Here is a 26,954-nt window from a genome sequence, read left to right on the forward strand (position 1 = left end):
ATGCTGCCTGTGTTCAGCCGCTATGCGCCCTGCTCGCGCGGCGTACTCGTGCCCGGCTTACGACGAGCCCGACGTGATCGCCGACAGCATCGTCTTGATCTGGCTCGACACGACCGTCATACCCGACTGGAAGTGCACCGTGTTGTCGGCGAACTGCACACGCTCGACGTCTACGTCGACCGTGTTGCCGTCGAGCGCCGGTTGCAGCGGCATGCGGTATTGCAGGTTGCCGTAGTCGTCCGGGCTGCCGCCCGTCGCGCTCAGCCTGGCCTTGCCGCTCATGTGGCCGGCCTCGGTCGTGTTCATCGACATGCCGCTCGTCACACCGGCGGGCTGCGCCATCGCGAGCGTCGAGTTGTTCGATGCGCCCTGCCCGGCGGTGCTGCCGCCCGTCTTCTTCAGCGCGCCGGCGAGCGACGACGCGAAGTCGATATCGCGCGCCTTATAGCCGGGCGTGTCGGCGTTCGCGATATTCGACGACAACAGTTCCTGCCGGTATGCGCGCACATCCATCGCCTGCCGGCCGAACGCGAATTCGGCATCGAGTTTGTCCAGCATCGGAATCTCCCGAGAACGTTTCCAAGGCCGTCCCGTGTGCGCATCGTGAAAGACACGCAGTGGGTGCAAAGGCCTTTTTGCATGTGATGCATCTTATTGGCCGGGCGCAAGCGGCAATCGGACGAATAACCGGGAAAGGGGGCTTCTATTCAACGTTTGCGCGAAAGGGGTGCTCACTAGAATGCAAGGCGTACCGATGCATTCGATGGAGACCCGCGATGGACCAGCCCACCAACCCCTTGCCGCAGCTTGCGGGCGGCACGACGAGGCGTCGCGCGGGTGGCGGCGGGGCCGATGAGCGTGTCGATGGTTCGGAGGGCGTGCTCGCGCAACCGCTGCCGCGCTCTATCTCGCGGTGCGTGGCGCGTTGCCTGACGCGGGTGGTGATCAACGTCGCCGTATGGGTTGCGGGCGGCATCGTGTTGCTGCCGGCTACGACCAAGGCGCAGGACGCGGGTGGCCCGATCGTGATTCCAGGGCCCGCCGAGAAAAACCCCGCCGCGCTGAACGATCTTGCGCAGCGGATTCAGACGCCAGCACAGCGCAGCGCGTCGGCGGCGTCGCTCGCGGCGGCGACCGCGCAGTCGCTCGGCCGCGCATCGGCGTCGCGCGACACCGATACCTTCGGGCGTGCGGCGAGCGTAAGCGGCGCGATCGTCATTCCGGGCGCGGGCGAGCCCGCAGCCGCCGCGCCGGCCATCATCCGCACCAACTTCAAACCGGACGCCAACGGCGTCGTCACGATTCCGCCGGCGGCCAGCACGGGAGCATCGGGCGTCGCGCGCGTCAATGTCGAAGCGGGCGCGGCCGCCGGCGCCGCGAATTCGCCCGCGGTCGCCGCAAATGCATCGCAAAGCGATGGCTTCGACAGTCTCGCGGCTCGCGGCGAGCCACCCGAGTTCGGCGCGAATGGTAAGCCGCTCGCGGCGGCTGCCGCACAGCCGCCGCGTCTGCCCAGTGTGAAAGTGCCCGCGACGTCGCCCGGGGCGCGCCAACCAGTTGCCAACACCGCCACCGCCGTCGCACAGAGAACGCCGCAGACCGCTGCCGCCGCGACGCCCGCCCAACCCGCGCCGCTGCCAGGCCAGCAGGACCCGGAAGCGATTCACGCAGCCGCGCTCGCGTTCCTGAAACAGCAGGCCGTCGGCCTGCCCGGCAAGGCCGACATCACGGTCGCGTCCGCGTTTCCGCGCGGCCTCGCCGCGTGCACGTCGCTCGAACCGTTCATGCCGAGCGGCGCACGCTTGTGGGGGCGGCTCACTGTCGGTGTGCGCTGCGCGGGCGAGCGGCCGTGGACCATCTATCTGCAGGCGCGCATCTCGCTGCATGCAACCTACTACCTCGCCGCCCGCGCGATGGCGCCGGGCGAAGTGCTCACGGCCGCCGACCTCGTCGCGCGCGAAGGCGACCTGACCGGCCTGCCGCAGGCGATCGTCACCGACTCGTCGCAGGCGGTCGGTTCGGTCTCGCTAGTGCGGATCTCGGGCGGCATGCCGCTGCGCCGCGACATGCTGAAGAGCGCGTCGGCGGTGGTGTTCGGCCAGACCGTGCGGGTCGTCGCGGCCGGCGACGGGTTCTCGATTTCGTCCGAGGGCAGCGCGATGAACAGCGCGTCGCCGGGCCAGCAGGTGCGTGTGAAGACCGCAAACGGCCAGATCATCTCCGGCATCGTCAAGGACGGCGGTACGGTCGAGATCCAGATGTGAGCGGAATGACAAACGGATATTGAAAGGGGCAGATGGCCGCCCGCCGGCGGGCCGGGGTCGAGCGATTGCGCTAAAGTTTTGATCAGCAGTTGCCGTTATCAGGATCAAATCGTAAGGGAAGCCAATCGTGAAAGTCGATCCCACCACCTCTTCGAATCTGCCGTCGTTGAAAGACGCTTTGTCCCGTTCGCAGCAGAGCGGTGAAGCCACGCCGGCATCCAGCGCCACGCAGGGCGCGACTGGCACGGCCGCGCCGGCCCCGAGCAGCGCGTCGGGCGACACGAGCGTCAGCCTGTCGGGTCTGTCGCAGCATCTGCGCAGCCTCGCGGCCTCCGGCTCGGCCGACATCGACACCGCGCACGTCGAGTCGATCAAGCAGGCGATCAAGGACGGCACGCTGCAGATCGACTCCGGCAAGATCGCCGACGGCGTACTGCAGACGGCGCGCGATCTGTTGCGGGACAAAACCTCGTCGACCGGCCACTGATCGGCATTGCGCCGCGCGGTGACCTGCCGGGCGGCGTTCGACCAACGCGGTTCGCGCGTCGTTCGCGAGCCGGTGTGCGTAGCGAGTTGTTGACATGAAAGACGCCCTGGTTGCTACCCTGATCGAAGAATATTCGACCGTCGAGGCATTCGCCTCGATCCTCACTCTCGAAACCAAAGCACTGACGGCGGTCTCGCCAATGGAGCAGTTGCCAGCGATCGTCGAGAAGAAAACCGAACTCATCGGCGTGCTCGCGAGGCTCGAAGCCGCGCGTGATGCGCATCTGACCGAACTCGGCTTTCCGACCGGTTGGTCCGGCATGGAACTCGCGGCGAGCACCGACGCGCGCGTCGCGACGCAATGGAAGCTGCTGCAGAAAGCCGCGGATCGCGCTCGGCGCGTCAACACCAACAACGGCGAGCTGATCCGCGTGCGGATGGACTACAACCAGCGCGCGCTAAAAGCGCTGCAAGTCAACGTGCCGCGCAAGACGAATCTGTATGGGCCGGACGGACGAATTCCGGCTTATTCGGGACTTTGATCGGCCCGCCTGTCTGGCCCGCAATCCAGCAATATCCGAAATGAATGAACGGGCCCGTCGACGACGGGCCTTTTCATTTTTCGCCACAGCTTTTTCATCCACGTCCCTCCGCATTCCACGCCGCGTTAGCCGTTCGGCTAGCTGGCGCTAATCCACCTCATCACGTTGAAATGATGACTTCGTTCAAGGTTTCACTGACGCCGCGACTTCGACGGGGCCGCGCATCGACAGGCGAAATCTTGTTTGCTGGCTGGATTGTGTATGCGTGTGTATAATGGAGGGTGTGATGTATGAACAGTGCCGAGGTCGTCAAATTGATTCAAGCAAATGGCTGGCAGCTCGTCCGCATAGCGGGCAGTCACCATCATTTCAGGCACGCGGGAAAACGGGGGCTCGTCACCGTCCCCCATCCGAAAAAAGATTTGCCGGCCGGCACCCTGAACAGCATTCTGAAACAGACGGGGCTCAAATGAAGCATCTGATCTTTCCGATCGCCATCGAACCCGGAGACAACACGCACGCGTTCGGCGTCGTGGTGCCCGATATCCCGGGCTGCTACTCCGCGGGCGACACGCTCGAAGAAGCGTATGCGAACGCGAAGGAAGCAATCGAATCGCATCTCGAAACCTTGCTCGACGAAGGGTTGCCGCTGCCCGAGCCGCTCACGCTCGGCGAGCATCGGCGCAATCCCGAGTTCGAGGGGTTCACATGGGGTTTCGTGACAACGCGCAATATTCCGGCGTTGAAGAAGGCGGTTCGCATCAATATCTCGCTGCCTGAGGTGCTGGTGCAGGAGATCGACGCGTATGCACAGGCGCGCGGCATGTCGCGCTCGGCGTTTCTCGCGCTCGCCGCCGAGCATGAGATGGCGGACGCTTGAGCAACGGCGGGCGGCACCGGCGTGCATCGGCATCGCCGCACCGCCGCATGTGAACGGCAGCGCTTGAAGATCGGCGGCCTGCCCCGCGGTGGCGTCAGTTCGTTTCGGCGTTCGCCCAGGCCATTTCGCGCAGCCGGGCGCGCAGGCGTGCCACCGCCTGGCTGTGCAACTGGCATACGCGCGATTCGCTGACTTCCATCACCGCGCCGATCTCGCGCAGATTCATGCCGCGCTCGTAGTAGAGCGACATCAGCAGCTTCTCACGCTCCGGCAAGCGGTCGATCGCTTCGATGAGCGCTGAGCGCAAGCTGTCGTCGAGCAGCGCCGACAGCGGATCGGAATGATCGACGCAGTAGCGGTCCAGAAAAGGTTCATCGTCGGCGGAGCGGTCGAAGTCTTCGTAGTAGATCAGTTGGCTGCCGTGCAGGTCTTGCAGCATCGACTGATATTCGTCGAGCGGCATCTGCAGGTGCTCGGCGACCTCCGCCTCGCTCGCCGAGCGGCCGAGGTTCTGCTCCACCTTGTGCACCGCGGTTTCCACTTCGCGCGAGGTGCGGCGCAGGCTGCGCGGCAACCAGTCGTTGCTGCGCAGCTCGTCGAGCATCGCGCCGCGAATCCGCTGGCTGGCATAGGTCTCGAACTGCGCGCCCTGGTCTTCCTTATAGCGGCCGGCGGCGTCCAGCAAGCCGATCATGCCGGCCTGGATCAGGTCGTCGAGATCGACGCTCGCCGGCATTTTCGCGACGAGCTGCAAACCGAGTCGACGCACGAGCGGTGCGTACTTCGTCAGAACGTCGGCCTGAGAAATCTTTCCCTGAGCGTTGTACATCGTGCTCCCCTTATCCTTCGTGCACGCCTTTTAAGCGTGATGCGCGGACGGTTGGTCGGCGTGGTGCGCCGCTGTAACTGTCGCAGGCGCCCGCCAGGGCGTTTGCGACGACATCGCTGGCCGCATCGGCCAGTACTGCAATTCGGCGGCGAGATGGCGGAAGTCGCGCGCGGCCGGTGTCGACGGAAACGCGTCGACCACACAGCGCGACAGCTCCAGCGCCCGCGCCATGCGCACGTCGGCCGCGATGCAGCCGGCGCATTCCAACGCGACGGTCAGGTAACGGCCGGCCACGCCGGCGAGCTTCGCGAACGCGGCTTGCGCGTCGTTGGCGCTTTGCACGTGATTGGCGAGCACGCGCAACTGCGCGATCGCGTGCGCGTAGTGCAAGCGCTTGATGCACGCATACGCGTCGGTGATCGCCTCGCCCGACATGCGCGCGACGATCATCACGTCGTGCGCCTGCTTCGCGAGCGGCGACAGATGCCCTTCGACGTCGAGCTGCGCGTCGATCAGCACGATGTCGGCCGAGCCGCCGAGCAGCACGCTGAGCTCGGCTTCCGTGTGCCCCTCGCGGTTGTTGCGCGACGCGGCCAGCACCGAAAAGCCGAGCGCGTGACGCGCGGCGGCGAAGTCGACCGGGGTGTCGCCGCGCATCACCGCCGCGAAATTGCCGGCGCCGCGCAAGCCGCCAAGCATCGCGCTGACCGAGTTCTCACCGACGCATTCGTCGATCACCAGCACGTCCTTGCCCTGCTGCGCGAGCGCCGCGGCGAGGTTGACCGCCGCGGTCGTATTGCCGACGCCCGACGATGCACCCGCCAACGCGATCACGCGCGCACCGCCGCGCGCGAGCAGCCGCCGTAACCCTTCGGCTTGATCTGAACCGAACTTATCCAAAGCGAACCTCGTGCAGCTCGGCCGTCGAACGTGCGGAAAGCGAGGACAGCAAAGCGGGGATGTCGTCGTCGTGCGGCACGAACGGCGAGTTGTCGCGCGGAATGCAGAAGGTGCTCTTGATCAGGAATTTCTTCGTCGCGACGTACAGGTTCTCCGGCACCTTCTGTCCGGTCGATACGTAATGCACCGGCAGCTTGTAGCGGATCACCGTATCCAGCACGCCGCCGAGGTTGGTCGCTTCGTCGAGCTTGGTCAGGATGCAGCCGGCGAGCGGCTGCTGGTCCGGCGCGCGCTGATAGGCCTGCACGACTTCGTTCAACGTGTCGCCGTGGCTCGTCGCGTTGAGCAGCAACAGACGCTGCACCGGCTGGCCGGCGCGACTCAGCATCGCGATCTGCTCCGACACGAGGCGGTCGCGCTGGCTCATGCCGATCGTGTCGATCAGCACGATGTGCTTGTTGCGCAATTCCGAGAGCGCGAGTTGCAGATCGGCGCTGTCCTTCACCGCGTGCACCGAAACACCGAGAATCTTGCCGAAGATGCGCAGCTGTTCATGACCGCCGATGCGGTAGCTGTCGGTCGTCAGCAGCGCTACCTTGCTCGCGCCGAAGCGCATCACGCAGCGCGCGGCGAGCTTCGCGGTGGTCGTCGTCTTGCCGACGCCGGTCGGCCCCATCAGCGCGAACACGCCGCCGCGCTCCATCAGCGCGTCTTCGTTCTCCATCACCGGGAGGTTCGATTCGAGCACCGAGCGCACCCAGTCCATGCCGCCGTCCATCGTGTCGACGGCTTCGGGCATGTTGTCGACCAGCATCTGCACGAGCTGCGCGGAAAAGCCCGCGGCGAACAGATGCTTGGTGAGTGCGGCGCGTGCCGGACTGCGGCGCTGTCGATCGCCCCACAGCAGACCCGCGAATTGCTCTTCCATCATGTCGCGGATCGACGACAGCTCGTTCATCACGGTGTCCCTGACGACCTGCTCCATGCGCCCCTTGATTGCTTCCGCGACGGCGGCCGGCGTGCGGCCCTCGTCGCTGGAGGACGCCGGCGCGATCTTCTGCGCGCTGCGGCGCGCGGCGACTTCGGCGGCTTCGCGCGCCCAGTCGGGCGTGTCCATCACCGGCCGCGCGTCGACCGCGTTGCCGAGGCCTTTGGCGGTCGCGACGGCGGGTGTCATGGCGGCGGGACGCGCGCTGTATTGGCCGTCTTGTTGTTGCTGCTGCTCGGCCGCGATGCGGCGCGCGTGATCGATGAGCCACGGATTCGATTCGGCCATCGTGCGCGGCGCGGCGGCCTCGCTCGATGCGACGGCCGGCGGTACCGGCACGCCGGCGGCTTTCAGCAGATCCGCGCGGATGTCTTTCGACAGGCGCGTGGATGCGGCGCGGGCGCTCGCGCCGGAAGGCGCGGCGGAAGCGGGCTGGCTTGCGACGGGCGCGGCGCCTGTGGCGATGGCCGCGGACGCGCCGCTCGCAGCCAGCATCGCCGGACCAACTTGCGAACCGGCCGGCAACGAGGCCGGCGCTGCTTCACTCGCGGACTGCATGTCGACCGCCTGGCCGACCGCAGAATCGAGCGCCGTCTTGTTCGGCGAGCCGGCCACCGAATCCGCGGCCGCATTCGCCGGCACGATCGCCGGCATCGCTTCGGCACCCGCTTCCGGGCTCGCGCCGAACACCGACGAAAACACGTCCGGCATGGCGCTCGCATATGGATTCATCGGCGCTGTGGACAAACCGCGCGGCCCCGCCGTCGATGCCGCGCCTTCGCGCGCTTTCGGCGTGATGGCGGCGAGATCGCTATCCGCGAGCGCGACGATTTCGACGCTGCCGTCGTCCATCGTGCGATTCGACAGCACGACCGCATCGGGGCCAAGTGCTTCGCGAACGAGACGCAACGCATCGCGACTGGTAGCACCGACAAATTTACGAATGTTCAAGCTGGACCCCCGATGAGGTATACGGACTGAAGGACCGGCAATACACCGCTTCCCATTGCGATCAATTATTGCGAAACGCGTCGGGCCACGATCGATGGATAAAGACCGTTAAAGGCGGGCAATTCGCGCGATGGACACACGGCGGACGCATCGTTCAACGAGCGCTGAAAGGCGCGTGCAAACGAAAACCGGCGCCCCATTGGAGCGCCGGTTTTCGTCGTATCGACAGTCACGAGCGAGCGGCCTGCGTCAGCCCCGGGCGCCGATCAGGTTCACCACCTTGACGTTGCGCGTATCGGGCACTTCCGCATACGACAGCACCTTCAGCTGCGGCAGGCTGCGGCGCAGGAAGCGCGCGAGCATGGGCCGCAGCGCGTGCTGCACGAGCAGCACCGGAGCGAGGCCGAGATTCTGCTGACGCATCATCGCCTTCTGCGTTTCGGTAAGCAGCGTGTTCGCGAGACCCGGTTCGAGACCCGGGTTCGGTCCGGTCGAGAGCGCCTGCGACAGCACCCGTTCGAGGTTCGCGTCGAGGCCCATCACCTGCATGTCGGCGGTGCCGGGGAACCACTGCTGCGTGATCGCGCGACCCAGCGCGAGGCGCACCGCGGCGGTCAGGTCGTGCGGGTCGGTGATCTTGGTCGCGTGCTCGGCGAGCGCTTCGAGGATCGTGCGCATGTCGCGGATCGGCACGCCTTCTTCGAGCAGGTTCTGCAACACCTTTTGCAGCGTGGTGAGCGGCAGCATCTTCGGCACCAGATCGTCGACCAGCGACGCCGTGTCCTTCTGCATCCGCTCGACCAGCGACTGCACCTCGCGGCGGCCGAGCAGCTCCGACGCGTGCGTGACGACGAGGTGATTCAGGTGCGTCGCGACCACCGTGCTCGAATCGACGACCGTGTAGCCGTATACCTGCGCCTGCTCGCGCAGGTTCGTATCGATCCAGATCGCGGGCAGGCCGAACGCCGGGTCCTGGGTCGGCGTGCCCGGCAGCGCGGCCGATACCTGGCCCGGGTTGATCGCGAGCCACTGGCCCGGGTACGCCTCGCCCGAACCGACCTCGACGCCCTTCAACGCGATCCGATAACCGTTCGGCCGCAATTCGAGGTTGTCGCGGATATGAATGACCGGCGGCAAGAAGCCGATTTCCTGCGCGAACTTCTTGCGGATGCTCTTGATGCGCTTGAGCAGCTCGCCGTCCGAGTTCTTGTCGACGAGCGGGATCAGCCGGTAGCCGACTTCGAGGCCGAGCGTGTCGATCATCGTCACGTCGTCCCAGCTCGCCTCGGCGTTTTCGACCGGCGCGAGCGCGGCCGGCGCGACGTCGACGAGCGCCGGCGCGTTCTTGCGCTCCTCGTTGCGCTTCTTCATCGTGCGGCCGAGCTGGATCAGGCCGCCGCCCAGGATCAGGAAAGCGAAGTGCGGCATGCCCGGGATCAGGCCCATCAGCACGAGAATGCAGCCCGTGATCATCAGCACGCGCGGGTTCGTGAAGAGCTGCCCGGTCAGCTGCGTGCCGATGTCCTCGTTGGTCGCGACGCGGGACACGATCACGCCGGCCGCCGTCGAAATCACCAGCGACGGAATCTGCGCGACGAGGCCGTCGCCGATCGTCAGCAGGGTGTAGTTCTTGCCCGCCGCGGCAAAGCTCATGTCGTGCTGGACCATCCCGACGATCAGTCCGCCGATGATGTTGATCACCATGATCAGCAGACCGGCGATCGCATCGCCGCGCACGAACTTGCTCGCACCGTCCATCGAGCCGTAGAACTCGGCTTCCTGCGAGATTTCCGTGCGACGCTTGCGTGCCTGCTCTTCGTTGATGAGGCCGGCGTTCAGATCGGCGTCGATCGCCATCTGCTTGCCGGGCATCGCGTCGAGCGTGAAGCGCGCGGACACTTCGGCGATCCGCCCCGCGCCCTTCGTGATCACCATGAAGTTGATCACCATCAGGATCACGAACACGACGATACCGACCGCGAAGTTGCCGCCCACGAGGAAGTGGCCGAACGACTCGATCACCTGGCCGGCCGCATCGGGACCGGTATGGCCTTCGAGCAGCACGATCCGCGTCGAGGCGACGTTCAGCGACAGCCGCAGCAGCGTCGAGAACAGCAGCACGCTCGGGAACGCCGCGAAGTCGAGCGGCTTCATCGTGTACATGCTGACGAGCAGCACCATCACCGACAGCGCGATGTTGAACGTGAACAGCAGATCAAGCAGGAACGGCGGCAACGGCAGAATCATCATGCCGAGGATCATGCAGATCAGCACCGGCCCGGCGAGGGCGCGCAGGTTGGTGCTGCTCAGCGCATCCGGCCGTCGGGCGAGGAAACCGGCGCGAGCGTTCATGCGGAGGCTCCGTTGTTGTCGCCGCTAGTGGCATCGTTGGCGTTGTCGGCGGTCGGGTTCAGCGTGTCGGCGGCTTCTTCGGCGGCGTCCTGGTCCGACACGCCGCCCTTGTCGAGTTCCGGCGGCACGTCGAGTTCGGTCGGCGCGAGTGGCACGTCGCCGCCTTCGGCCTTGAAGCGGCGCAGCTGATAGACCCATGCGAGCACTTCGGCGACCGCGCCATAGAGCGGCCCCGGAATCTCGCGATTCAGATCGACGTTGTGATAAAGCGCCCGCGCGAGCGGCGGCGCTTCGAGCAGCGGCACGTTGTTTTCGGTGGCGACCTCGCGAATCCGCACGGCCACGAGGTTCACGCCCTTGGCGACCACCTTCGGCGCGCGCATCTCGCCGTCCGTGTATTGCAGCGCGACCGCGAAGTGCGTCGGGTTCGTCACGACCACGTCGGCCTTCGGCACTTGCGCCATCATGCGGCGCCGCGCGATCGCGCGCTGCTGCTGGCGAATCTTGCCCTTGATGTGCGGATCGCCTTCGCTCTCGCGATGCTCGCGCTTCACTTCTTCCTTCGTCATGCGCAGCTTCTTGTGGAACGACCACAGCTGATACGGCACGTCGAGTGCGGCCACCGCGAACATGCCGGCCACCGTCATGCCGCAGCACACCGCGATCAGATGCATGGAGTTGGCGAGCGCGACTTCGAGCGGCTGCGTCGCGAGCGCGAGAAATTCCTCGTGGCGATTCCAGATCGCCGTGCCGCCGATCAGGCCCACCACCAGCGTCTTCGCGAGCGACATGCCGAGCTGGATCGGTCCGTTGATCGAAAACATGCGGCCGAAGCCCTCGATCGGGTTGAGACGGTTGAACTTGGGCTCGAGCCCCTTCGCCGACAGCTGCCAGCCGCCCAGCGCCATTGGTGCGAGCAGCGCGGCCAGTCCGGTGACGCCGAGGACCGGCACGAGCGCGTACAGCCCTTCGCGACCCGCAGTGCCCGCGCCAATCAGCATGCGGTTGGTGTCGAACACGCTCGCATGATTGAACATCAGCGACGCCCGCACCATGTTCTGCAGATGGTCGCCGATGTTGCCCGACATGCCCCATACACCGTAGAACCCGGCCGCGAGCAGCGCGAAGGTCGACAGCTCCCGAGAACGCACGATCTGCCCCTCCTCGCGCGCCTTCTGCAGGCGCCGAGGGGTGGCTGATTCGGTTTTTTCGAGGTCGCTGTCCTCTGCCACAAAGCTCTCCAGTCGGCCGAGGCACGGCGCCTCTTTCCAGTGAGAGCGATTATTCCTGCTCGACGCAAGCGCCGATCGGCGGATAAAGAAGGAGAAACCGGGGTATTTCGACAGATGACCGGACGGCTCGCGCGTATCTCACGCGCGCCGTCCGGCATTGGATAGACGTGCGGCTTCAGTAGCCGACGAACGGGGAGGGACCGCCGCTCGCGGTCTGATCGAGGTGGTAGTAGACGTGGCGGCCGTAGAAGAACGGCAGACCGAGGTCGAAGCTGGCGTTGCCGCTGATCTGACCGGCGAGGTTGTTGAACGCGAAGTTGCTGCCGTTCGCGAACAGCGTCTGCGCACTCAGAATGCCGATGCTCGCGACCGCCGATACCTTGTTCAATCCCACCAGCGTGACCGTGCGGGTTTGCGCCGACGACGGGCAATAGAAGCCCGGGAACTGGCTGCCGCACAGCGTGATCGAGCCATCGGTGAAGAAATAGCCGTTCGAGCCGGAATCGAGGAACGCCTGGACCGTCGTGCCGTTGAAGCTGCTGTTGTCGAGATCGCCGAATGGGCCGGTCGTGAAGACCTGCGCGGCCGCAAGCGAGTTGTTCCCCTGCGTGCCGATGCCGAACACCAGCGTGCCGGTCGCCGACGCCTGCCCGAAGTTCGACACGGGTGCCATCTGTACGATCACGCCGTTGTTGTCGAGCGGGAAGTTCGCGACCGGGTTGGCCACCTGTTGGTTGAGCGGCACCGCGGTGCGCGTGCACGACGTGCCGTTCGGGCAGGCGAAGTAGTTGCTGTAGGTCGCCGCGGTCGCCGGGTTCGCACAAGTCGCGCCGCAATCGGTCAGCGCGGTGCCGACGCCGAGAATGCCGTTGGCGCCCAGATCGCTGACCGTGTTTTGGGGCGAACCGCTGCCGCAGCCGCTCGTGGGTACCGTGCTCGTGGGCTTGTCGCCGATGATCTGCAGCGGGATGGCGCCGGTCGTCGTTTCACCGCCGATCGTCACGAGCGCGGTGCGCACCGAGCCCCACGTGAAGCCGTCCGCGAACGTCGCGCACTCGGCGAGCTGCGGGCCGCCGCTGCCGAGTGTGCTGTTTGGCAGCGCGCCCAGCAGCGTCGAATTGAGCACCGAGCTGACCACGCGCAAGCCGAACGAGCCGGTGTCGAGCTGGATGTTGTTGATGGTCTGGCAGTTGGTGGTCGAGCCCGGCGCGCAGATCGTCACGCTGACGGTCGGAATGTTGATGACGCCGGCCACGCCCCGGCCGACCGTGATCGGCACCGTGTTCGACGCGTTCGCGGCAATCGGCTGCTGGGTCGGGCTGGGCGGCAGCGAACCGCCGTTCAGTCCGTTCGACGTGCCGCCGCCATTGTTGGAACTGGAGTTGTCATCACTGCCGCCTCCACCGCAGGCGACGAGCGTCGCCGCCAGCAGCACGGCAAGCATGGCCTGCATCCAGCCTTTCAGATTCGCGGTCGTGAGCATGATTCGCATCGTCGTCCTCGCCGTTACTGGATGTCGGAACCGCTGACGCCGGCCGGCAGCGCTGACGGGAGCCACGCGACGCCGCTGAACGCGCCCATGTGGCCGCCCGAATGCACCACGATGTTGCCGTCGTTCACGGCGACCGGCCCCCGCGCGTTGCCGCGCGCGGCCCGAGCGGCCTTCACGCCGGCCACGTACTGCGGGAAATAACTGCCGAGCAGATCAGTGAGATCGGGCATTTGCGGACCACGCCACGCAATGCCGAATACCGCGCCACTCGTGCTCAGATATTCGCGCACCACGGTGCCGTTGCCGAACGTGGTCTCGCGTACCGTGTAGGAAGCGGGTGTGGAAGAGGTGGAAGATGCCCCGCTCGCTTGAGAACGCATCACACTTTGCGATGATCCGCTGGCGGGCTGCACCACGCGGGACGACACCGACGCGTCGGACGGGGGGGTAAGCGGCGCGCTGCCCAGCGCCGCATGGGCTGATTGCGCGGCCGTCAGGGCCAGTAACGAACATGGCAACACGAGCGCCGTGATTCCGGCGCGACCAATACGACTCCACATGAGAAGCTCCTTCCGGGCCGCGGCACGCTTCGCCGGTTACACGAAGCGGCCGCTTATAGGCAGATGATACGGCGCCACCGCGGCCGCAATGCCGAGGGATCTCCTCGCCACGCGACTGCCCGGCGTTGCGCGGGCCGGGTGCCGTACCGCTTTGACCTCGTAGTATGCCTGCGGATTCTTACAGCCGGCGCAAGGTGCGCCCGCACGTGCGACTTACCGCCTACTACTAGCAGGAAATCGTAAGGAAGATGGGGAGTCGGTGCCGATTGACCGCGTGTTTGGCGTAAATCGCGGAGAAAGCACCAGCCCGGCGCCTGCCGGGCCGAATCGTTTACTCAGAAACCGAGGCTCGCGAGCAGATCGTCGACCTGCGATTGATCCTGGACCACGTCCGTCTTGCCTTCCGGATTGATCTGCGGACCGTTGAGCAGATGCTCGGGGCTGCCCGTCGACGACACCTCGGCCTTCAGAGCCGCCGCGTGCGCCGCGAACTGCTCGCGCCGTTCGAGCGCGATGTTCTCGACCAGCACGCCGAGCAGTTGCTGCTCGATCAGATAGACGACCTCGGTGATCTTCTTGATCACCTGGCCAGTCAGATCCTGGAAGTCCTGCGCGAGCATGATCTCCATCAGCTGCGAGTTGGTCGCGCTGGTCGAGTCGGGCACGCCGCGCAGGAAGGTGCGCGTGTCGTTCATCAGCGCGCGCACTTCCTCGCGTTCGATCGGCGCCGCGTACCACTGCTCCCAGCGCGCGTCGAGCGTGCATGCATCTTTCTGCAACTGCTCCTGGATCGGCTTCGCGATGTCGATCGCCGACAGCACGCGCTCGGCGGCCTGCTCGGTCATGTTGGCGATGTACTTCAGCCGGTCGCGCGCGTCGGGCACGGCTTCGGCCGCTCGCTCGACGTGCTTGTCGAGCCCGAGTTCGCGCATCGAATCGCGCAACGTGCGCGTCAGTTGACCGATGCGAGCAAGGATGCGGTCCGACGCGAAGTCGCCGCTATCGCTGCCCGCTTCGGCGCCAGGCGTTTGGGTCGGCGGCGTCACGTCAGCTCCCGGCTTTCGCCATCTTCTCGAGGATCTTGTTGAGCTTCTCGTCGAGCGTCGCGGCCGTGAACGGCTTGACGACGTAACCGCTCGCGCCGGCCTGCGCCGCCGCGATGATGTTTTCCTTCTTCGACTCGGCCGTCACCATCAGCACCGGCAGATGCGCGAGGCTCGCGTCGGCGCGAATTTCCTTCAGCATCGCGAGGCCGTCGAGGTTCGGCATGTTCCAGTCCGAGATCACGAACTCGTAGCTGCCGCTGCGCAGACGCGCGAGACCGGCCGCGCCGTCTTCCGCCTCGTCGACGTTCGAGTAGCCCAGTTCCTTCAGCAGGTTGCGGACGATCCGGCGCATCGTCGGAAAATCGTCAACCACCAGAATCTTCATTCCCTTGTCCATTTCTTTCCCTTTGCTTGATCCATGTTGCGGCGTTGAACCGCGTCATTCCATCCGGCACGCATCATACCCGCTGAACGCGGTCACCCATCGACGACAAACGCGCCATCACGCGCCGGCTCATGTCCGGCAGCGAGGCGATTTCGTCGGCCGCACCGAGAGCGATCGCCTCGCGCGGCATGCCGAACACGATGCAGCTCGCCTCGTCCTGCGCCAGCGTGTAGGCACCGGCCTTTCTCATCTCCAGCAGACCGGCCGCGCCGTCGCGCCCCATGCCGGTCAGAATCACGCCGACCGCGTTCTTGCCCGCATGCTGCGCGGCCGAGCGGAACAGCACATCGACCGACGGACGATGCCGATTCACCGGCGGGTCGTCGGACAGATGCGCAATATAGTTCGCACCGCTCCTCGCGAGCAACAGGTGCGCGTGGCCAGGCGCGATGTACGCGTGCCCCGGCAGCACCCGCTCGCCGTGCTCTGCTTCTTTAACGGTAATCCGGCACAAACCATTGAGGCGTTGCGCAAAAGATTTCGTAAAGCCCGGCGGCATGTGCTGCGCGATCAGCACCGCCGGCGCATCGGGCGGCAGCGGCACCAGCACTTCGCGAATCGCCTCGGTGCCGCCCGTCGACGCACCGACGATGACCAGCTTCTCGGTACTGAGCAGCGGGTTGTTGAAGAGCGGCGCCGAGCCGACCGGCGCATGCGTCGCCTGCGCAGCCGCCTGCTGCGCGGGCGCGGCCTGGCGCACGCGTGCGCGGGCCGCCGCGCGAACCTTGTCGGCGAGCTTTTCAGCGTAGTCGAGCATGCCGTCGCGAATACCGACCTTCGGCTTGGTCACGAAATCGACCGCGCCGAGTTCGAGCGCGCGCAGCGTGATTTCGTTGCCGCGCTCGGTCAGCGACGACACCATCACGACCGGCATCGGCCGCAGACGCATCAGCTTCTCGAGAAAATCGAGGCCGTCCATGCGCGGCATTTCGACGTCGAGCGTCAACACGTCCGGGTTGTGCTGCTTGATGAGCTCGCGCGCGACGAGCGGATCGGGCGCCGTCGCCACCACCGTCATGTCCGGCTGGCCATTGATGATCTCGGTCATCAGGCTGCGGATCAGCGCCGAATCGTCGACGCACAATACCTTGATCTTTTGCACAGCGCTCACGCCTCCTCTGTGGTTCTGGCGTTGTTGGAATAAGTCGGGCGCGGGCTCGCGCCGAACAGTTCGATTTTCGGCCGCGCGGCGGCCGGCTTCGCGAACAGCTCGACCCGGCTGCGCGCCGCGGCGAGCCGCTCGGCGCGCGCTTCGGCGCTCTGCCGCACGAGCGCCTGTTCGCGCTCGGCGACGCCCGCTTCCTGTTGCAAGCGCAATTTCTTCACCATCACCTGACCGGTGCGCGGCATGAACGCGACCTTGCGCGGATGCGAGCCCTGCAGGTCCTCGGCGACGATGCGGATCTTTTCGGTGGCCAGATAGCGGCGCACGAACTCCGAATTGCGATCGCCGATGTTCATCGTCGTCATACCCGCGAGCACCGCGCCGCCGCCGAACACCTTGGCCTCGAAGCGCTCGCGCCGGCCGCCCGCCTTGATCAGTTCGTTGATCAGCACTTCCATCGCGTAGGCGCCGTAGCGCATCGAGTCCGACGCGGCCTGCGCGAGATCGGCGCCGTCGTCGGGCAGCATGAAGTGATTCATGCCGCCGATGCCCGCGGTGCGGTCCTGAATGCAGGCCGCGACGCACGAGCCGAGCACGGTCACGAGCACCATGTCTTCGCTCGTCGTGTAGAACTCGTTGGGCAACAGCTTCACGCCGGGGCGCTGGAAGTGGTTGTCGTAGTACAGGTTGGTAGCGATCGGCAGCGTGCTGCTCATGCGGCCACCCCGCTCGATTGAAGCGCGTCATGCGCGTGGGCGCGCGACGGCGCGCGCGCGCCGCTGGCGTCCCGCGTCAGTTCATAGACGGTCTGGCCGCGCAGGCGGAACGCCTGCGTCACGTACGTGAAGTTTTCCGAATGGCCGGCGAACAGCAGGCCGCCCGGCTTCACCAGCGGCTCGAAGCGCGCCAGCACCTGCGCCTGCGTCGGCTTGTCGAAATAGATCATCACGTTGCGGCAGAAGATCGCGTCGAACTGCGTGCGCAACTGGTAATCGCGATCGGTCAGATTTAGTTGCTCGAAGCGCACGAGCGCGCGCACCTCGGGACGCACCTTGACCATCCCCGCGTGCGCGCCCGTGCCCTTCAGGAAGAAGCGCTTCAGGCGCTCGGGCGACAGGTGCTTGACCTGATCGAACTGGTAGACGCCGGCCTCGGCCTTCGCGAGCACCTGGGTGTCGATGTCCGTCGCGAGCACCGATGCCTGGCGCGCGCCGGTCTCGCCGAGCGCTTCGATCAGCGTCATCGCGATCGAGTACGGCTCCTCGCCGGTCGATGCCGCCGAGCACCACACGGACACCGGTTGCGAACGGCGCGGCACGAACTCGGCGAGGATCGGAAAGTGATGGGCTTCGCGGAAGAACGCGGTCAGGTTGGTGGTCAGCGCATTGGTGAACGCTTCCCACTCGGCCGGATCGTTTTCCGCTTCGAGCAGATCGAGATACTGGCGGAACGTATCGATGCCGCGCGCCCGCAAGCGTCGCGCGAGGCGGCTATACGCCATGTCGCGCTTGTGGTCCGACAGCGAGATGCCCGCCACGCGATGAATCAGATCGCGGATGCGGGCGAAATCCGCCGCCGTGAATTCGAAATCGCGTCCCGTCTCGACGGACCTGGCCGGCTCCATGCCGTCAGGTGCCGCCCGCACGGGGCGTTGTGTTGCGCGCGTTGCCATCATCAAAATTCCTGTCTGCGATATGAGCCATCACGCTCGCCGCCCAGCCGCACTGGCTGGGTGGTAGGAATTGTCTTCGCGGGGTCGCGCCCTCCCGCAAGTACCATCGACATACGGCCGGCTCGCGACACGCGTGCTGCGCGTGCTTCGATGCTTCGCCCATCCGCGGGCGCGATGCCGGTTGACCACATATCACTCTGCCGTTGCCTAAAACGTTTCCCAGTCCGCGTCCGAGCTTGCCTTCGCCGTGCTCGCCGGAGCGGCGCGCGCGGGCGTGTCGGTCGTCGCGCGAGCCGCTGCTGCGGCCGGCCTGGACTTCAAGGCCGGTTCGACGCGTGCGGCTGCATCGTGCTGGCTCGGGGCCGCCGGGACCGCAGCAGTTGCCTTCACTTCGCTGCTCGCGCCGGCCGGGTGCACCGGAGTCGCCGCGCTCGCTGCTTGCCGTGCCGCCTTGGCGACCTGCGCGGAGGCTTGCGAACGCGGTGTCGCCGGTGCGCTCTGACGCGCCGGTGTGCCGCCGGCCACCTTCCAGCCACTCAGCACCGCTTGCAACTGCCGCGTCTGATCTTCGAGCGACGCCGCCGCGGCGGCCGCCTGTTCGACCAGCGCCGCGTTCTGCTGCGTGACCGAATCCATTTGCACGACCGCGCGATTGACCTGCTCGATGCCGCTCGACTGCTCTTCCGACGCCGCGCTGATCTCGCCCATGATGTCGGTCACGCGACGCACCGCCTGGACGATTTCGTCCATCGTCGTGCCGGCGCGGCCGACCAGCTCGGAGCCGCTCTTCACCTTGTCGGCCGAATCGCCGATCAGCTCCTTGATCTCCTTGGCGGCGCTCGCGCTGCGCTGCGCGAGGCTGCGCACTTCGCCCGCGACCACCGCGAAGCCGCGGCCCTGTTCGCCGGCCCGCGCGGCTTCGACCGCCGCGTTCAGCGCGAGGATGTTGGTCTGGAACGCGATGCCCTCGATTACGCCGATGATGTCGACGACCTTGTTCGAACTGGTCGCGATCTCCTGCATCGTCGTGACGACCTGGCTCACCACCTCGCCGCCGCGGGTCGCGATGTCCGACGCGTTGACGGCGAGCTGGCTCGCCTGGCGCGCGTTCTCGGTGTTCTGCCGCACGGTGCCGGTCAGCTGATCCATGCTCGACGCGGTTTCCTGCAGCGACGCCGCCTGCTGCTCGGTGCGCTGCGACAGATCGGTGTTGCCCATTGCGATTTCGCGTGCGCCGGTGTCGATCGATTCGGTGCCGCTGCGCACCGCGCGCAGCATCGTCGCGAGGCTTTCCTGCATCCGCTTGATGCCCGCGAACAGGCGGCCGATTTCGTTGTTGCTGAATGCCTCGACCGGGGTGGACAGGTCGCCCGCGGCGATCCGCTCGAAGCATGCGGTCGCGTCTTTCAGCGGCTGCACGATGAGCCCGCGCAGCGCGAAGCTGATGCCGACCACCACCAGCAGCGCGAACGCCGTGATCACGCTGATCAGCGTGATCATCAGCGATGTATTCGACTGCGCGCTCGCCTCCTGATCGGCCACGCTCTGCTGCAGCGCCTGGATCACCGCGGCCGCCGCCGCGTCGTAGGCGATGAACATCGGGCTGATCCTGGTGTCCGCGACCGCGTGATATGCGTCGAGATTGTTCGCGTTCAATGCGGCGAATTCGACGTCGACGCCGTCGTGCATCACCGTCGTATGCCTCGCGAGCACATCGTCGAGCAAGGGCTGCTCGACGCCGTGCTTCGGTGCGTCGAGATACGCCTGCCAGCTCTGATTGCTCTTGCCGAGCAGCTCCTGCGCACGATCGAGTGCCTTCTTCGCCTCGTCCGCGTTGCCGGCCGCCGTCAGTGTGTTGAAGCGTTCGATCGCGATGCGCGAGCGCAGCAGATACGCTGACGCGTCGTCGAGCGCATGAATCGCGACCAGTTCGCCGCGCGCGATGCGATCGAGCGAGCCGCTCGCGCGATTCAGCGCGGTCAGCCCGAGCGCGCCGACCGCCACGGTCAGCGTCACCAGAAGAATCCCCACCATCGTCAGCGATGTGCGGATCGACCACCTGCTCAGCATGTTGATGCTCCTTGTGCCGGGTTCCGTTACTGCCTGCCGTCAGATGCCGAGCGTCTCGGTCAGCGCCATCTCGGAGCTGGTCATCAGCTTCTCGATGTCCATCAGGATCAGCATGCGGCCGTCGACCGTGCCGAGGCCGGTCAGGTATTCGGTCGTCAGCGTCGCGCCGAATTCCGGCGCCGGCATGATCTGGTCGACCGCCAGCGTCAGCACATCCGAGACGCCGTCCACGACCATCCCGACCACGCGATGCGCGACGTTCAGGATGATCACGACGGTCTGATGGTCGTACTCGACGCGGCCCAGATGGAATTTGATCCGCATGTCGACGATCGGCACGATGATGCCGCGCAGGTTGATCACGCCCTTGATGAACTCGGGCGCATTGGCGATGCGCGTCACGTTGTCGTAGCCGCGGATTTCCTGCACCTTCAGGATGTCGATGCCGTACTCTTCCGCGCCGAGCGTGAAGACGAGGAATTCCTGACCGCCGGCGTCCGCCTGCGCGTCGCGGCGGCCATTCGTACCGCTCGCATTTGCGACGCTCGAATTGATGGATTGGACTTCTGCCACGTTAGCCCCCAAACGGTTGGGATAAATTGAGTTGAAGTTGTGTTGCGATGTCTGTCATTGAGGCGTTTGCTGCATGCGTCACGCGAGGCTCATCGCCTGCGCATGCCCATGCGCATGACGCGATTCGCGGTTCAGCGCCGCGACGTCCACGATCAGCGCGACGCTGCCGTCGCCCAGAATGGTCGCCGCGGAAATGCCGTGCACCTTGCGGTAATTCGTTTCCAGATTCTTCACGACCACCTGCTGCTGGCCGACGAGTTCGTCGATCAGCATCGCGAAGCGCCGTCCCTCGGTCTGCATGATCGTGACGATGCCCTGGGTCGGCTCCTGCTTCGCCTCCGACACGTTGAACACTTCATGCAACGCGACGAGCGGCAGGTATTCGCCGCGCACGCGCACCACGCGCTCGCCGTTGGCGACCGTGTAGATGTCTTCGGCTTGCGGCTGCAGCGACTCCATCACGAAGTTCAGCGGCAGGATGAAGATCTCGTTGCCGACCTTCACCGACATGCCGTCGAGAATCGCCAGCGTGAGCGGCAACACGATCCGCGTGGTGCTGCCCTTGCCCGCGTGCGACGTGATTTCGACGTGACCGCCCATCGACTGGATGTTGCGCTTCACCACGTCCATGCCGACGCCGCGGCCGGACACGTCGGTGACCTGCTCGGCGGTCGAGAAGCCCGGCAGGAAGATCAGGTTCCAGACTTCCTCGTCGGTCATCGTTTCGCTGACCTGCATGCCCTGCTTGGCCGCCTTCGCGAGAATCTTGTCGCGACGCAGGCCCGCGCCGTCGTCGCTGACCTCGATGACGATGTTGCCGCCGTGGTGCGCGGCCGACAGCACCAGCTGACCGGTCGAATCCTTGCCCGCCGCGCGCCGTGCCTCGACGGTTTCGATGCCGTGGTCGAGGCTGTTGCGCACGAGGTGCGTCAACGGATCGATGATCCGTTCGATGAGGCTCTTGTCGAGTTCGGTCGCCTGACCGAAGGTGACGAGTTCGACCTCCTTGCCGAGTTTCGCCGCGAGATCGCGCACCAGACGCGGGAAGCGGCTGAACACGTAATCCATCGGCATCATGCGGATCGACATCACCGCTTCCTGCAGATCGCGCGCGTTGCGCTCGAGCTGCGCCATGCCGTTGAAGAGCCGGTCGTGCAGCGCCGGATCGAACGTGCTGGTGGTCTCCGCGAGCATCGCCTGCGTGATCACCAGCTCGCCGACCAGGTTGATCAGCTGATCGACCTTCTCGACGCCGACGCGAATCGAGCTGCCTTCGCCGGCCGCCGCCGCGGCGGCCGGGCGGGTCGCCTTGCGGTCGTGTTCGGCGGACCCGGCCGAAGCCGGTTTGGCTGCCGCCGGAGCCGCCGCGGGCGGCGCTGGCGGCGGCTCGATGCTGTCGGTGTGACTGGCCGCGCTTGCCGGCGCAGCGGCGTGAGCCGCCGGAGCCGACGATGCCGCCTGCTCCGCATGAACCACCGGCTGCGCCTGCGCTTGCGCCGCGGGAGCGGCGGGGGCGACAGGCGCGCTTTGCGCCGGCGTCGGAACGGCGGCAGCGGCGGGCGTTCCAGGTTCGCCCTGCTGCGCGTCGTCCGCCGGCGCGGTGCCACGGCCGATCGTGATCTGACTTTCGTCGATCACGAAGCAGCACACGGCGATGATGTCGTCGGAGGGTACGTCGCTCGAGAGCCACAGCATCAGATCGCCGCCGCTCTTGACCTGCCCGACGATATTGCCCAGGTTGCCCAGCTCTTCGGCGAGCAGTTCCTGGTCTTTCTCTCCCACGCCCCGTAGCGTAATTTTCAGATGTGGGCCGGCGCTGTCGTCCGTGCCCGCGGCCTGCCCGGTCTGTGCCGGTTCGCCGTCCATCCATTCGCCCGCCATTTGCACCGCCTGTTCGACGACGTGCTCGGGCGGGGTGCCGCCTTGCTGCTGTACCGCGGTTGTTGCTGTTGTTGTTTGCGTTGCCGGCGGCTGCGCCGCGGCCGGCGCGGTCTGGACGGCTGCCGCTGCCGGCGCTCCGCCCATGCGGCTTTCCGCGTGCAGCTGCTCGAGCTTCGCGCAGATCGCACGCGCCACCTCGGCGTCGGGCTCGGCGCTCGCGCGGTAGTCGGCGAGCTGGCCGGACAGCACGTCCTTGGTCTCGAGGAACGTGTCGATCATGTCCTTGCGCAGCACCAGCTCGTTGTTGCGCGCGCGATCGAGCAGCGACTCGAGAATGTGCGTGGTCTCGGTGAGCGCGGTGAAGCCGAACGTCGCCGCGCCGCCCTTGATCGAATGCGCGGCGCGAAAGATCGCCGCGAGGTCTTCGGGGTCCGGGCGGGCCACGTCGAGATTGAGCAGCAATTGCTCCATCTGCGCGAGCAGTTCGTCCGCTTCGTCGAAGAACGTCTGATAGAACTGTGTGATGTCGAGTGTCATGCCTGGTTCACCGCGAGAGTGCCTGTCTGGCGTGAGTTGCCGGAGAGGCGCGTCGAGAGCTATCTGTACTGGGTCTAAAGGTATTGATTGCGCGGATCAATCCGGCTCCGGTTCGGCCAGCGCCGCCACCAGCTCGGTCAGCATGTCCGGGTCGAGCGGCTTTTCGATCCAGCCGGTCGCGCCCGCTGCGCGCGCCGCCTCTTTGAAGGGTTCGCCCGATTCCGTCGTGAGGACGAGGATGGGCGTCGCCTGATAGGCCGGATTTCCGCGCAACGCGGTGATCAGATCGAGACCGGTCTTGCCGGGCATGTGCTGGTCGGTCAACACGAGATCGAACGCCATCGCGAGCGCGTTTTCGAGCCCTTCGTTACCGTCCGCCGCGAGCGTGACCTCATAGCCGGCGCCCGTCAGCGTCGCGGCGAGGATCTGCCGCATCGATGCCGAATCGTCGACTGCCAGGATGTGCCTGATCATGAAAACCTCGCTGCGCTAAACACTGGGCCGCCTGCCGGGGTGCGCCGCTCGGGCGCGGGCCCCGGCCCGGCGGCCGCGGTCTGTTACTTTGCCGGCGGCGCCGCCGCCGGCAACTTCGGTGCAACCGTCACCGGCTGCGCAAGTTTTTGCAGCAGCGGCTTCGAGCCGGCTGCGTCGTCCGACAGCGTGGTGGTCGTCGAATCGTCGTGATCGAGCGCCGCCTCGGACTTCTTGTTCAACACGATGATGCTGATGCGACGGTTCTCCGGATCGAGCGGGTCCGCCTTGTTCAGATTCTGCGTCGACGCGAGACCGAGCACGCGCATCACCTTCGCTTCGTCCATGCCACCCGCGACCAGCTCGCGCCGCGACGCGTTCGCGCGGTCGGCGGACAGCTCCCAGTTGCTATAGCCCTTCTCGCCGCCCGCGTACGGCACGGCGTCGGTGTGGCCCTGGACGATGATGCGGTTCGGCACGTCGTTCAGCGTGTGGCCGATCTCGCGCAGAATGTCGCGCATGTACGGTTCGACGACGTCGCGCGCCGTCGCGAACATCGGCCGCTTCTGCGAGTCGACGATCTCGATGCGCAGGCCGGTCAGGGTCGAGTCGATACGGATCTGCTGCTTGAACTGGCGCAGCACCGGGTTCGCCTCGATCGCGGCCATCAGCTTGACCTGCAGATCGTGCAGGCGCACCTGCTCGCGGCGTTCGAGCTCGCCCTGCAACTGCTTCACCGCTTCCTCGTTGTTGCGCGACGCGGTGCGCTCGGCGCGGTTGCTGCTGCCGTCGGTCGAGCGGGTCACGCCCTGCGCGTCGGTCGAGATGTCGCGCCCGCCGCCCTTCAGGATGCTCGAGTCTTCGGCGCTGCGGTCGCCGCCCCACAGCGTGATCTTCAGCGGTTGGTTGAAGTACTCGGCGATGCCCTTCAACTGCACGGTGGAGGCCGAGCTCAGCAGCCACATCAGCAGGAAGAACGCCATCATGGCGGTCATGAAGTCCGCGTAGGCGAGCTTCCATGCGCCACCGTGATGACCATGCTTCTTCGGCGCCGAGCGCTTGACAACGATTGCGCGGTCTTTGTCCTTGCTGCTCATCGATTCGGTTCCCGTCGCCGCCTTATTTCGCCTTGACGCGGCGCACGTGCTCTTCGAGCTCGGCGAACGACGGGCGCTCGGTCGAGAACAGCACCTTGCGGCCGAACTCGACCGCGATCGCCGGCGCATAGCCGTTCAGGCTCGCGAGGATCGTCACCTTGATGCACTGGAACATCTTGGTGGACTCGGTCACGCGCTGTTCGGCGACGCTCGCGAGCGGTCCGATCAGCCCGTACGAAAGCAGAATGCCGAGGAAGGTGCCGACCAGCGCCTGCGCGATCATCTCGCCGAGCACCGCGGGCGGCCTGTCGGCCGAGGCCATCGTGTGCACGACGCCCATCACCGCGGCGACGATACCGAACGCCGGCATCGCGTCGCCAACCTTGCTCAGCGCCTGGGCGGGCGCCTCGCCTTCCTGGTGGTGCGTCTCGATCTCCTCGTCCATCAGGCTTTCGATCTCGAACGCATTCATGTTGCCGCCGACCATCAGCCGCAGGTAGTCGGTCAGGAACTCGATGATGTGCTTGTCGGCGAGGATCTTCGGGTACTGCGTGAAGATCGGGCTCTTCGACGGATCGTCGATGTCGGCCTCGAGCGTCAGCGTGCCTTCCTTGCGCGCTTTCGCGAGCAGCACGTACAGGAGCCCCATCAGCTCCATGTAGACGTCCTTGTTGTACTTCGCGCCCTTGAACAGGGTCGGAATGACGCGCAGTGTCGCCCGGATCGTCTTCATCCCGTTACCGAGAATGAACGCGCCAAGTCCGGCGCCGGCGATCATCAGCACCTCAACGGGTTGCAGCAGCGCGCCGAGATGGCCCCCTTCCAGCGCGTAACCGCCGAAGACGGACAACAGCGTCACGAGTGTTCCCACGAATATCAGCACTGCCGAGCCCTCACAAAAATGCGACGGTCACCGTCGTTAGTCAGGTTTACGGCACCGAGGCGGAAAACTTTGGGGAAAAAGACGGCGCTCGCGTCCGGTGTAAACCAGAGGCTTGCGCTGCCTCAACGTGTGCCGCTCAAACTTCGGCGGTGACGAGGATGTCGAGCGTGGGAGCGGTGCAGCGGACCTCGTGAGCCCGCGTGTCGGCCACTTGCGGCACCTCGGCCGGGATTCCGGCGACGGCGGTTTGCCGCTCGGCCCGCGTTTGTGCTGCCTTTTTCGTCTTGCCCGCGCGCGACGGCGGCTGGCACAGCCCGCAAACGAACGCGTGCTGCGGATCGTGCGCGTGCGCGACGAAATGGCCGCCGCAGCGGCGACAGGCGCTCAGCTGCAGCATGCCCGAGTCGAAGAAGCGCACCAGCGTCCAAGCGCGCGTGAGACTGAGCACCGGCTCGTCGTCGTGCAACTGCACGTGTTCCAGATATAGCCGGTAGCTCTTCACGATCGATTCGATCGCGCGGCAGCCGCCGTAGCCGGCCATGAAACGGTAGATGTTGTAGAACAGCGATGAATGAAAGTTCGGCTGCCAGGTCATGAACCAGTCGGTCGAAAACGGCAGCATGCCCTTGGGCGGCGACACCCCTTTCAGTTCCTTGTACAGCTTGATGAGCCGGTCGCGCGACAGGCTGGTTTCCGCCTCCAGCAATTGCAGACGCGCGCCCAGTTCGATCAGCTCGATCGCGAGGGTGATTTCCCGGGCTTCGAGTACGACGCTCTTGCTGGCCATCAGCCGAGCTGCTCGACCGGCTGGCTCGCCATCAGGATCGCCGAATGAGCCTGCGCGATCGCGCTCGACTTGTCCTTGTCCGCGAGGGCGGACAGCACCGCGTGATCGTCGAAGCGGAAGCGGCATAGCATCTGGTTGGACGCCGCGAGCTTGACGGTCTGCGCCAACGACAGATTGGCGAGCACGTCGGCCAGCTGGTCCGAAATACCCATGCGGAACATGCCCATCGGCTTGTCTTCGCGCAGCAGACGCTGTGCGAGCAGCAGATAGGACAGATTGACTTCCCTGATCTCACTGAGCATGTGGCTCGTCGTGCTCATGATTCCCCCGTTCGTATGCCCGGCTGGTCAGGCCGATTTTTTTTGCGGAAACGTTTGCTCGAACGCGCGCGCTGAACCCGCGCGATTCGCCTCGTCTTTGGTCTTGCAAGCATTGTCTCGAAAGGGGGCACACCCGAAAATCGGAGAGACACCCCACCTGGATGACGGATTAATCCGTCATTTGTGTAGGAATTATTCCTACAACGCAGGACGCGTCGAAGCCCAGATTGGGACGAATTGAGGCGCTGGGCGGGGCTGATGATGCGGGCTGGGAATTTTTGACGGTTGCGGCGTGTACCGGTTGGTGAGTTTTCAGAACTTCACCGCCGCACCGTAAAACGGTGAGAAAGAATTATAAGACGTTTTCACCCGCCTGCCATCAGGCTCGGTCAGCCGCTTTTCCCCTTCATCCGACCCCCGGGTCCGCCGCTTGCTACGGTCCATTTCGCCTGTTGCCCGTTCGATTGAGCCGGCGCACTTGCGTTTGCCCATTATGGGGAGCGGTTGCGATGAGACCGTGAGCCTAAGCTGTAACGGTCCATGTTTCGCGCTGTAACAACATTAAGCGTTTGAAAAATGACTCGAATTACC

Annotated in this window: 26 protein-coding genes; 5 read left to right on the forward strand and 21 right to left on the reverse strand. The window is 65.7% G+C overall.

Features of this window, described 5'->3' with window-relative positions:
* Positions 1–57 precede the first annotated feature (57 nt).
* On the reverse strand, positions 58–558 hold the full coding sequence (flgB, locus tag AB4Y34_RS25665; protein WP_368598766.1) for a flagellar basal body rod protein FlgB: 501 nt from the start codon (positions 556–558) through the stop codon (positions 58–60).
* 218 nt (positions 559–776) lie between these two features.
* Between flgB and flgA the strand changes: the two genes are divergently transcribed.
* The 5 genes from flgA to AB4Y34_RS25690 all read left to right on the forward strand — a co-directional run bounded on the left by flgA (position 777) and on the right by AB4Y34_RS25690 (position 4,172).
* A complete protein-coding gene (gene flgA, locus AB4Y34_RS25670; RefSeq protein WP_368717615.1) occupies positions 777–2,264 on the forward strand; it encodes a flagellar basal body P-ring formation chaperone FlgA in 1,488 nt (495 codons plus the stop codon).
* Between the two features lie 127 nt (positions 2,265–2,391).
* Entirely contained in the window at positions 2,392–2,751 is a 360-nt protein-coding gene (flgM, locus tag AB4Y34_RS25675) for a flagellar biosynthesis anti-sigma factor FlgM (protein WP_368717616.1), read from the forward strand.
* A 94-nt stretch (positions 2,752–2,845) separates the two neighbouring features.
* Positions 2,846–3,292 carry a flagella synthesis protein FlgN gene (locus AB4Y34_RS25680; RefSeq protein ID WP_176109983.1) on the forward strand — a complete coding sequence of 149 codons (447 nt, stop codon included), beginning with the start codon at positions 2,846–2,848 and terminating at the stop codon, positions 3,290–3,292.
* A 290-nt stretch (positions 3,293–3,582) separates the two neighbouring features.
* Positions 3,583–3,765, forward strand: a complete 183-nt coding sequence (locus AB4Y34_RS25685; protein WP_176380057.1) for a type II toxin-antitoxin system HicA family toxin — start codon at positions 3,583–3,585, stop codon at positions 3,763–3,765.
* Positions 3,762–4,172: a type II toxin-antitoxin system HicB family antitoxin gene (locus AB4Y34_RS25690; RefSeq protein WP_176380056.1), complete on the forward strand. Its 411-nt coding sequence runs from the start codon at positions 3,762–3,764 to the stop codon at positions 4,170–4,172. The genes AB4Y34_RS25685 and AB4Y34_RS25690 overlap by 4 nt, the downstream gene beginning before the upstream one ends.
* A 94-nt stretch (positions 4,173–4,266) precedes the next feature.
* Here the strand turns inward: AB4Y34_RS25690 and AB4Y34_RS25695 are convergent, their stop codons facing one another.
* The 20 genes from AB4Y34_RS25695 to flhD all read right to left on the reverse strand — a co-directional run bounded on the left by AB4Y34_RS25695 (position 4,267) and on the right by flhD (position 26,363).
* Positions 4,267–5,001, reverse strand: a complete 735-nt coding sequence (locus AB4Y34_RS25695; protein ID WP_013090888.1) for an RNA polymerase sigma factor FliA — start codon at positions 4,999–5,001, stop codon at positions 4,267–4,269.
* A 30-nt stretch (positions 5,002–5,031) separates the two neighbouring features.
* Positions 5,032–5,901, reverse strand: a complete 870-nt coding sequence (locus AB4Y34_RS25700; RefSeq protein ID WP_176367758.1) for an AAA family ATPase — start codon at positions 5,899–5,901, stop codon at positions 5,032–5,034.
* Entirely contained in the window at positions 5,894–7,840 is a 1,947-nt protein-coding gene (flhF, locus tag AB4Y34_RS25705; RefSeq protein WP_176380055.1) for a flagellar biosynthesis protein FlhF, read from the reverse strand. Before flhF ends, AB4Y34_RS25700 begins: the two co-directional genes overlap by 8 nt.
* A 249-nt stretch (positions 7,841–8,089) precedes the next feature.
* Complete coding sequence (flhA, locus tag AB4Y34_RS25710; protein ID WP_368717617.1) at positions 8,090–10,192, reverse strand: flagellar biosynthesis protein FlhA; 2,103 nt, start codon at positions 10,190–10,192, stop codon at positions 8,090–8,092.
* Positions 10,189–11,424: a flagellar biosynthesis protein FlhB gene (gene flhB / locus AB4Y34_RS25715; protein WP_368717618.1), complete on the reverse strand. Its 1,236-nt coding sequence runs from the start codon at positions 11,422–11,424 to the stop codon at positions 10,189–10,191. The genes flhA and flhB overlap by 4 nt, the downstream gene beginning before the upstream one ends.
* 175 nt (positions 11,425–11,599) lie before the next feature.
* The gene (locus tag AB4Y34_RS25720) at positions 11,600–12,916 is read right to left on the reverse strand and encodes a DUF3443 domain-containing protein (RefSeq protein ID WP_368717619.1); all 1,317 of its coding nucleotides are present in this window, start codon (positions 12,914–12,916) and stop codon (positions 11,600–11,602) included.
* A gap of 14 nt (positions 12,917–12,930) precedes the next feature.
* On the reverse strand, positions 12,931–13,476 hold the full coding sequence (locus AB4Y34_RS25725; RefSeq protein WP_176380052.1) for a DUF2844 domain-containing protein: 546 nt from the start codon (positions 13,474–13,476) through the stop codon (positions 12,931–12,933).
* Positions 13,477–13,811: 335 nt separating this feature from the next.
* Complete coding sequence (cheZ, locus tag AB4Y34_RS25730; protein ID WP_176109974.1) at positions 13,812–14,522, reverse strand: protein phosphatase CheZ; 711 nt, start codon at positions 14,520–14,522, stop codon at positions 13,812–13,814.
* A gap of 1 nt (position 14,523) precedes the next feature.
* Positions 14,524–14,919, reverse strand: coding sequence for a chemotaxis response regulator CheY (gene cheY / locus AB4Y34_RS25735; protein ID WP_018418782.1), 396 nt, complete (start codon positions 14,917–14,919; stop codon positions 14,524–14,526).
* A 61-nt stretch (positions 14,920–14,980) separates the two neighbouring features.
* Positions 14,981–16,069 (reverse strand): chemotaxis response regulator protein-glutamate methylesterase, encoded by a 1,089-nt coding sequence (locus AB4Y34_RS25740; RefSeq protein ID WP_368717659.1) that lies wholly within the window; start codon positions 16,067–16,069, stop codon positions 14,981–14,983.
* Positions 16,070–16,074: 5 nt separating this feature from the next.
* Positions 16,075–16,788, reverse strand: a complete 714-nt coding sequence (cheD, locus tag AB4Y34_RS25745; RefSeq protein ID WP_176367764.1) for a chemoreceptor glutamine deamidase CheD — start codon at positions 16,786–16,788, stop codon at positions 16,075–16,077.
* Positions 16,785–17,747 carry a CheR family methyltransferase gene (locus tag AB4Y34_RS25750; protein ID WP_368717620.1) on the reverse strand — a complete coding sequence of 321 codons (963 nt, stop codon included), beginning with the start codon at positions 17,745–17,747 and terminating at the stop codon, positions 16,785–16,787. Before AB4Y34_RS25750 ends, cheD begins: the two co-directional genes overlap by 4 nt.
* 204 nt (positions 17,748–17,951) lie before the next feature.
* Positions 17,952–19,814, reverse strand: a complete 1,863-nt coding sequence (locus AB4Y34_RS25755) for a methyl-accepting chemotaxis protein (protein WP_368717621.1) — start codon at positions 19,812–19,814, stop codon at positions 17,952–17,954.
* A 39-nt stretch (positions 19,815–19,853) separates the two neighbouring features.
* Complete coding sequence (locus AB4Y34_RS25760; protein ID WP_176124465.1) at positions 19,854–20,387, reverse strand: chemotaxis protein CheW; 534 nt, start codon at positions 20,385–20,387, stop codon at positions 19,854–19,856.
* 78 nt (positions 20,388–20,465) lie between these two features.
* Positions 20,466–22,805: a chemotaxis protein CheA gene (cheA, locus tag AB4Y34_RS25765; RefSeq protein ID WP_368717622.1), complete on the reverse strand. Its 2,340-nt coding sequence runs from the start codon at positions 22,803–22,805 to the stop codon at positions 20,466–20,468.
* Positions 22,806–22,901: 96 nt separating this feature from the next.
* A complete protein-coding gene (locus AB4Y34_RS25770; protein ID WP_176380048.1) occupies positions 22,902–23,279 on the reverse strand; it encodes a response regulator in 378 nt (125 codons plus the stop codon).
* Positions 23,280–23,362: 83 nt separating this feature from the next.
* A complete protein-coding gene (gene motB / locus AB4Y34_RS25775; protein WP_176109967.1) occupies positions 23,363–24,373 on the reverse strand; it encodes a flagellar motor protein MotB in 1,011 nt (336 codons plus the stop codon).
* A gap of 22 nt (positions 24,374–24,395) precedes the next feature.
* Complete coding sequence (gene motA / locus AB4Y34_RS25780; RefSeq protein ID WP_176109966.1) at positions 24,396–25,256, reverse strand: flagellar motor stator protein MotA; 861 nt, start codon at positions 25,254–25,256, stop codon at positions 24,396–24,398.
* Between the two features lie 136 nt (positions 25,257–25,392).
* The gene (gene flhC, locus AB4Y34_RS25785) at positions 25,393–26,043 is read right to left on the reverse strand and encodes a flagellar transcriptional regulator FlhC (RefSeq protein WP_176109965.1); all 651 of its coding nucleotides are present in this window, start codon (positions 26,041–26,043) and stop codon (positions 25,393–25,395) included.
* Positions 26,043–26,363 (reverse strand): flagellar transcriptional regulator FlhD, encoded by a 321-nt coding sequence (gene flhD, locus AB4Y34_RS25790; RefSeq protein WP_176109964.1) that lies wholly within the window; start codon positions 26,361–26,363, stop codon positions 26,043–26,045. The genes flhC and flhD overlap by 1 nt, the downstream gene beginning before the upstream one ends.
* Between the last annotated feature and the right edge of the window lie 591 nt (positions 26,364–26,954).

Origin of the sequence: Paraburkholderia sp. BR10954, from assembly GCF_040965775.1 — a bacterium.
Classification (GTDB): Bacteria; Pseudomonadota; Gammaproteobacteria; order Burkholderiales; family Burkholderiaceae; genus Paraburkholderia; species Paraburkholderia youngii.

What these genes read in the sequence shown, in the direction of transcription:
- cheA (WP_368717622.1), bottom strand. Translation starts at nt 22,805, where the DNA reads ATGACACTCGACATCACACAGTTCTATCAGACGTTCTTCGACGAAGCG.
- AB4Y34_RS25685 (WP_176380057.1), top strand. Translation starts at nt 3,583, where the DNA reads ATGAACAGTGCCGAGGTCGTCAAATTGATTCAAGCAAATGGCTGGCAG.
- AB4Y34_RS25695 (WP_013090888.1), bottom strand. Translation starts at nt 5,001, where the DNA reads ATGTACAACGCTCAGGGAAAGATTTCTCAGGCCGACGTTCTGACGAAG.
- AB4Y34_RS25750 (WP_368717620.1), bottom strand. Translation starts at nt 17,747, where the DNA reads ATGATGGCAACGCGCGCAACACAACGCCCCGTGCGGGCGGCACCTGAC.
- AB4Y34_RS25770 (WP_176380048.1), bottom strand. Translation starts at nt 23,279, where the DNA reads ATGATCAGGCACATCCTGGCAGTCGACGATTCGGCATCGATGCGGCAG.
- flgB (WP_368598766.1), bottom strand. Translation starts at nt 558, where the DNA reads ATGCTGGACAAACTCGATGCCGAATTCGCGTTCGGCCGGCAGGCGATG.
- flgA (WP_368717615.1), top strand. Translation starts at nt 777, where the DNA reads ATGGACCAGCCCACCAACCCCTTGCCGCAGCTTGCGGGCGGCACGACG.
- AB4Y34_RS25690 (WP_176380056.1), top strand. Translation starts at nt 3,762, where the DNA reads ATGAAGCATCTGATCTTTCCGATCGCCATCGAACCCGGAGACAACACG.
- AB4Y34_RS25755 (WP_368717621.1), bottom strand. Translation starts at nt 19,814, where the DNA reads ATGCTGAGCAGGTGGTCGATCCGCACATCGCTGACGATGGTGGGGATT.
- cheY (WP_018418782.1), bottom strand. Translation starts at nt 14,919, where the DNA reads ATGGACAAGGGAATGAAGATTCTGGTGGTTGACGATTTTCCGACGATG.
- AB4Y34_RS25720 (WP_368717619.1), bottom strand. Translation starts at nt 12,916, where the DNA reads ATGCGAATCATGCTCACGACCGCGAATCTGAAAGGCTGGATGCAGGCC.
- motB (WP_176109967.1), bottom strand. Translation starts at nt 24,373, where the DNA reads ATGAGCAGCAAGGACAAAGACCGCGCAATCGTTGTCAAGCGCTCGGCG.
- flhA (WP_368717617.1), bottom strand. Translation starts at nt 10,192, where the DNA reads ATGAACGCTCGCGCCGGTTTCCTCGCCCGACGGCCGGATGCGCTGAGC.
- flhC (WP_176109965.1), bottom strand. Translation starts at nt 26,043, where the DNA reads ATGGCCAGCAAGAGCGTCGTACTCGAAGCCCGGGAAATCACCCTCGCG.
- cheD (WP_176367764.1), bottom strand. Translation starts at nt 16,788, where the DNA reads ATGAGCAGCACGCTGCCGATCGCTACCAACCTGTACTACGACAACCAC.
- AB4Y34_RS25725 (WP_176380052.1), bottom strand. Translation starts at nt 13,476, where the DNA reads ATGTGGAGTCGTATTGGTCGCGCCGGAATCACGGCGCTCGTGTTGCCA.
- AB4Y34_RS25680 (WP_176109983.1), top strand. Translation starts at nt 2,846, where the DNA reads ATGAAAGACGCCCTGGTTGCTACCCTGATCGAAGAATATTCGACCGTC.
- flhD (WP_176109964.1), bottom strand. Translation starts at nt 26,363, where the DNA reads ATGAGCACGACGAGCCACATGCTCAGTGAGATCAGGGAAGTCAATCTG.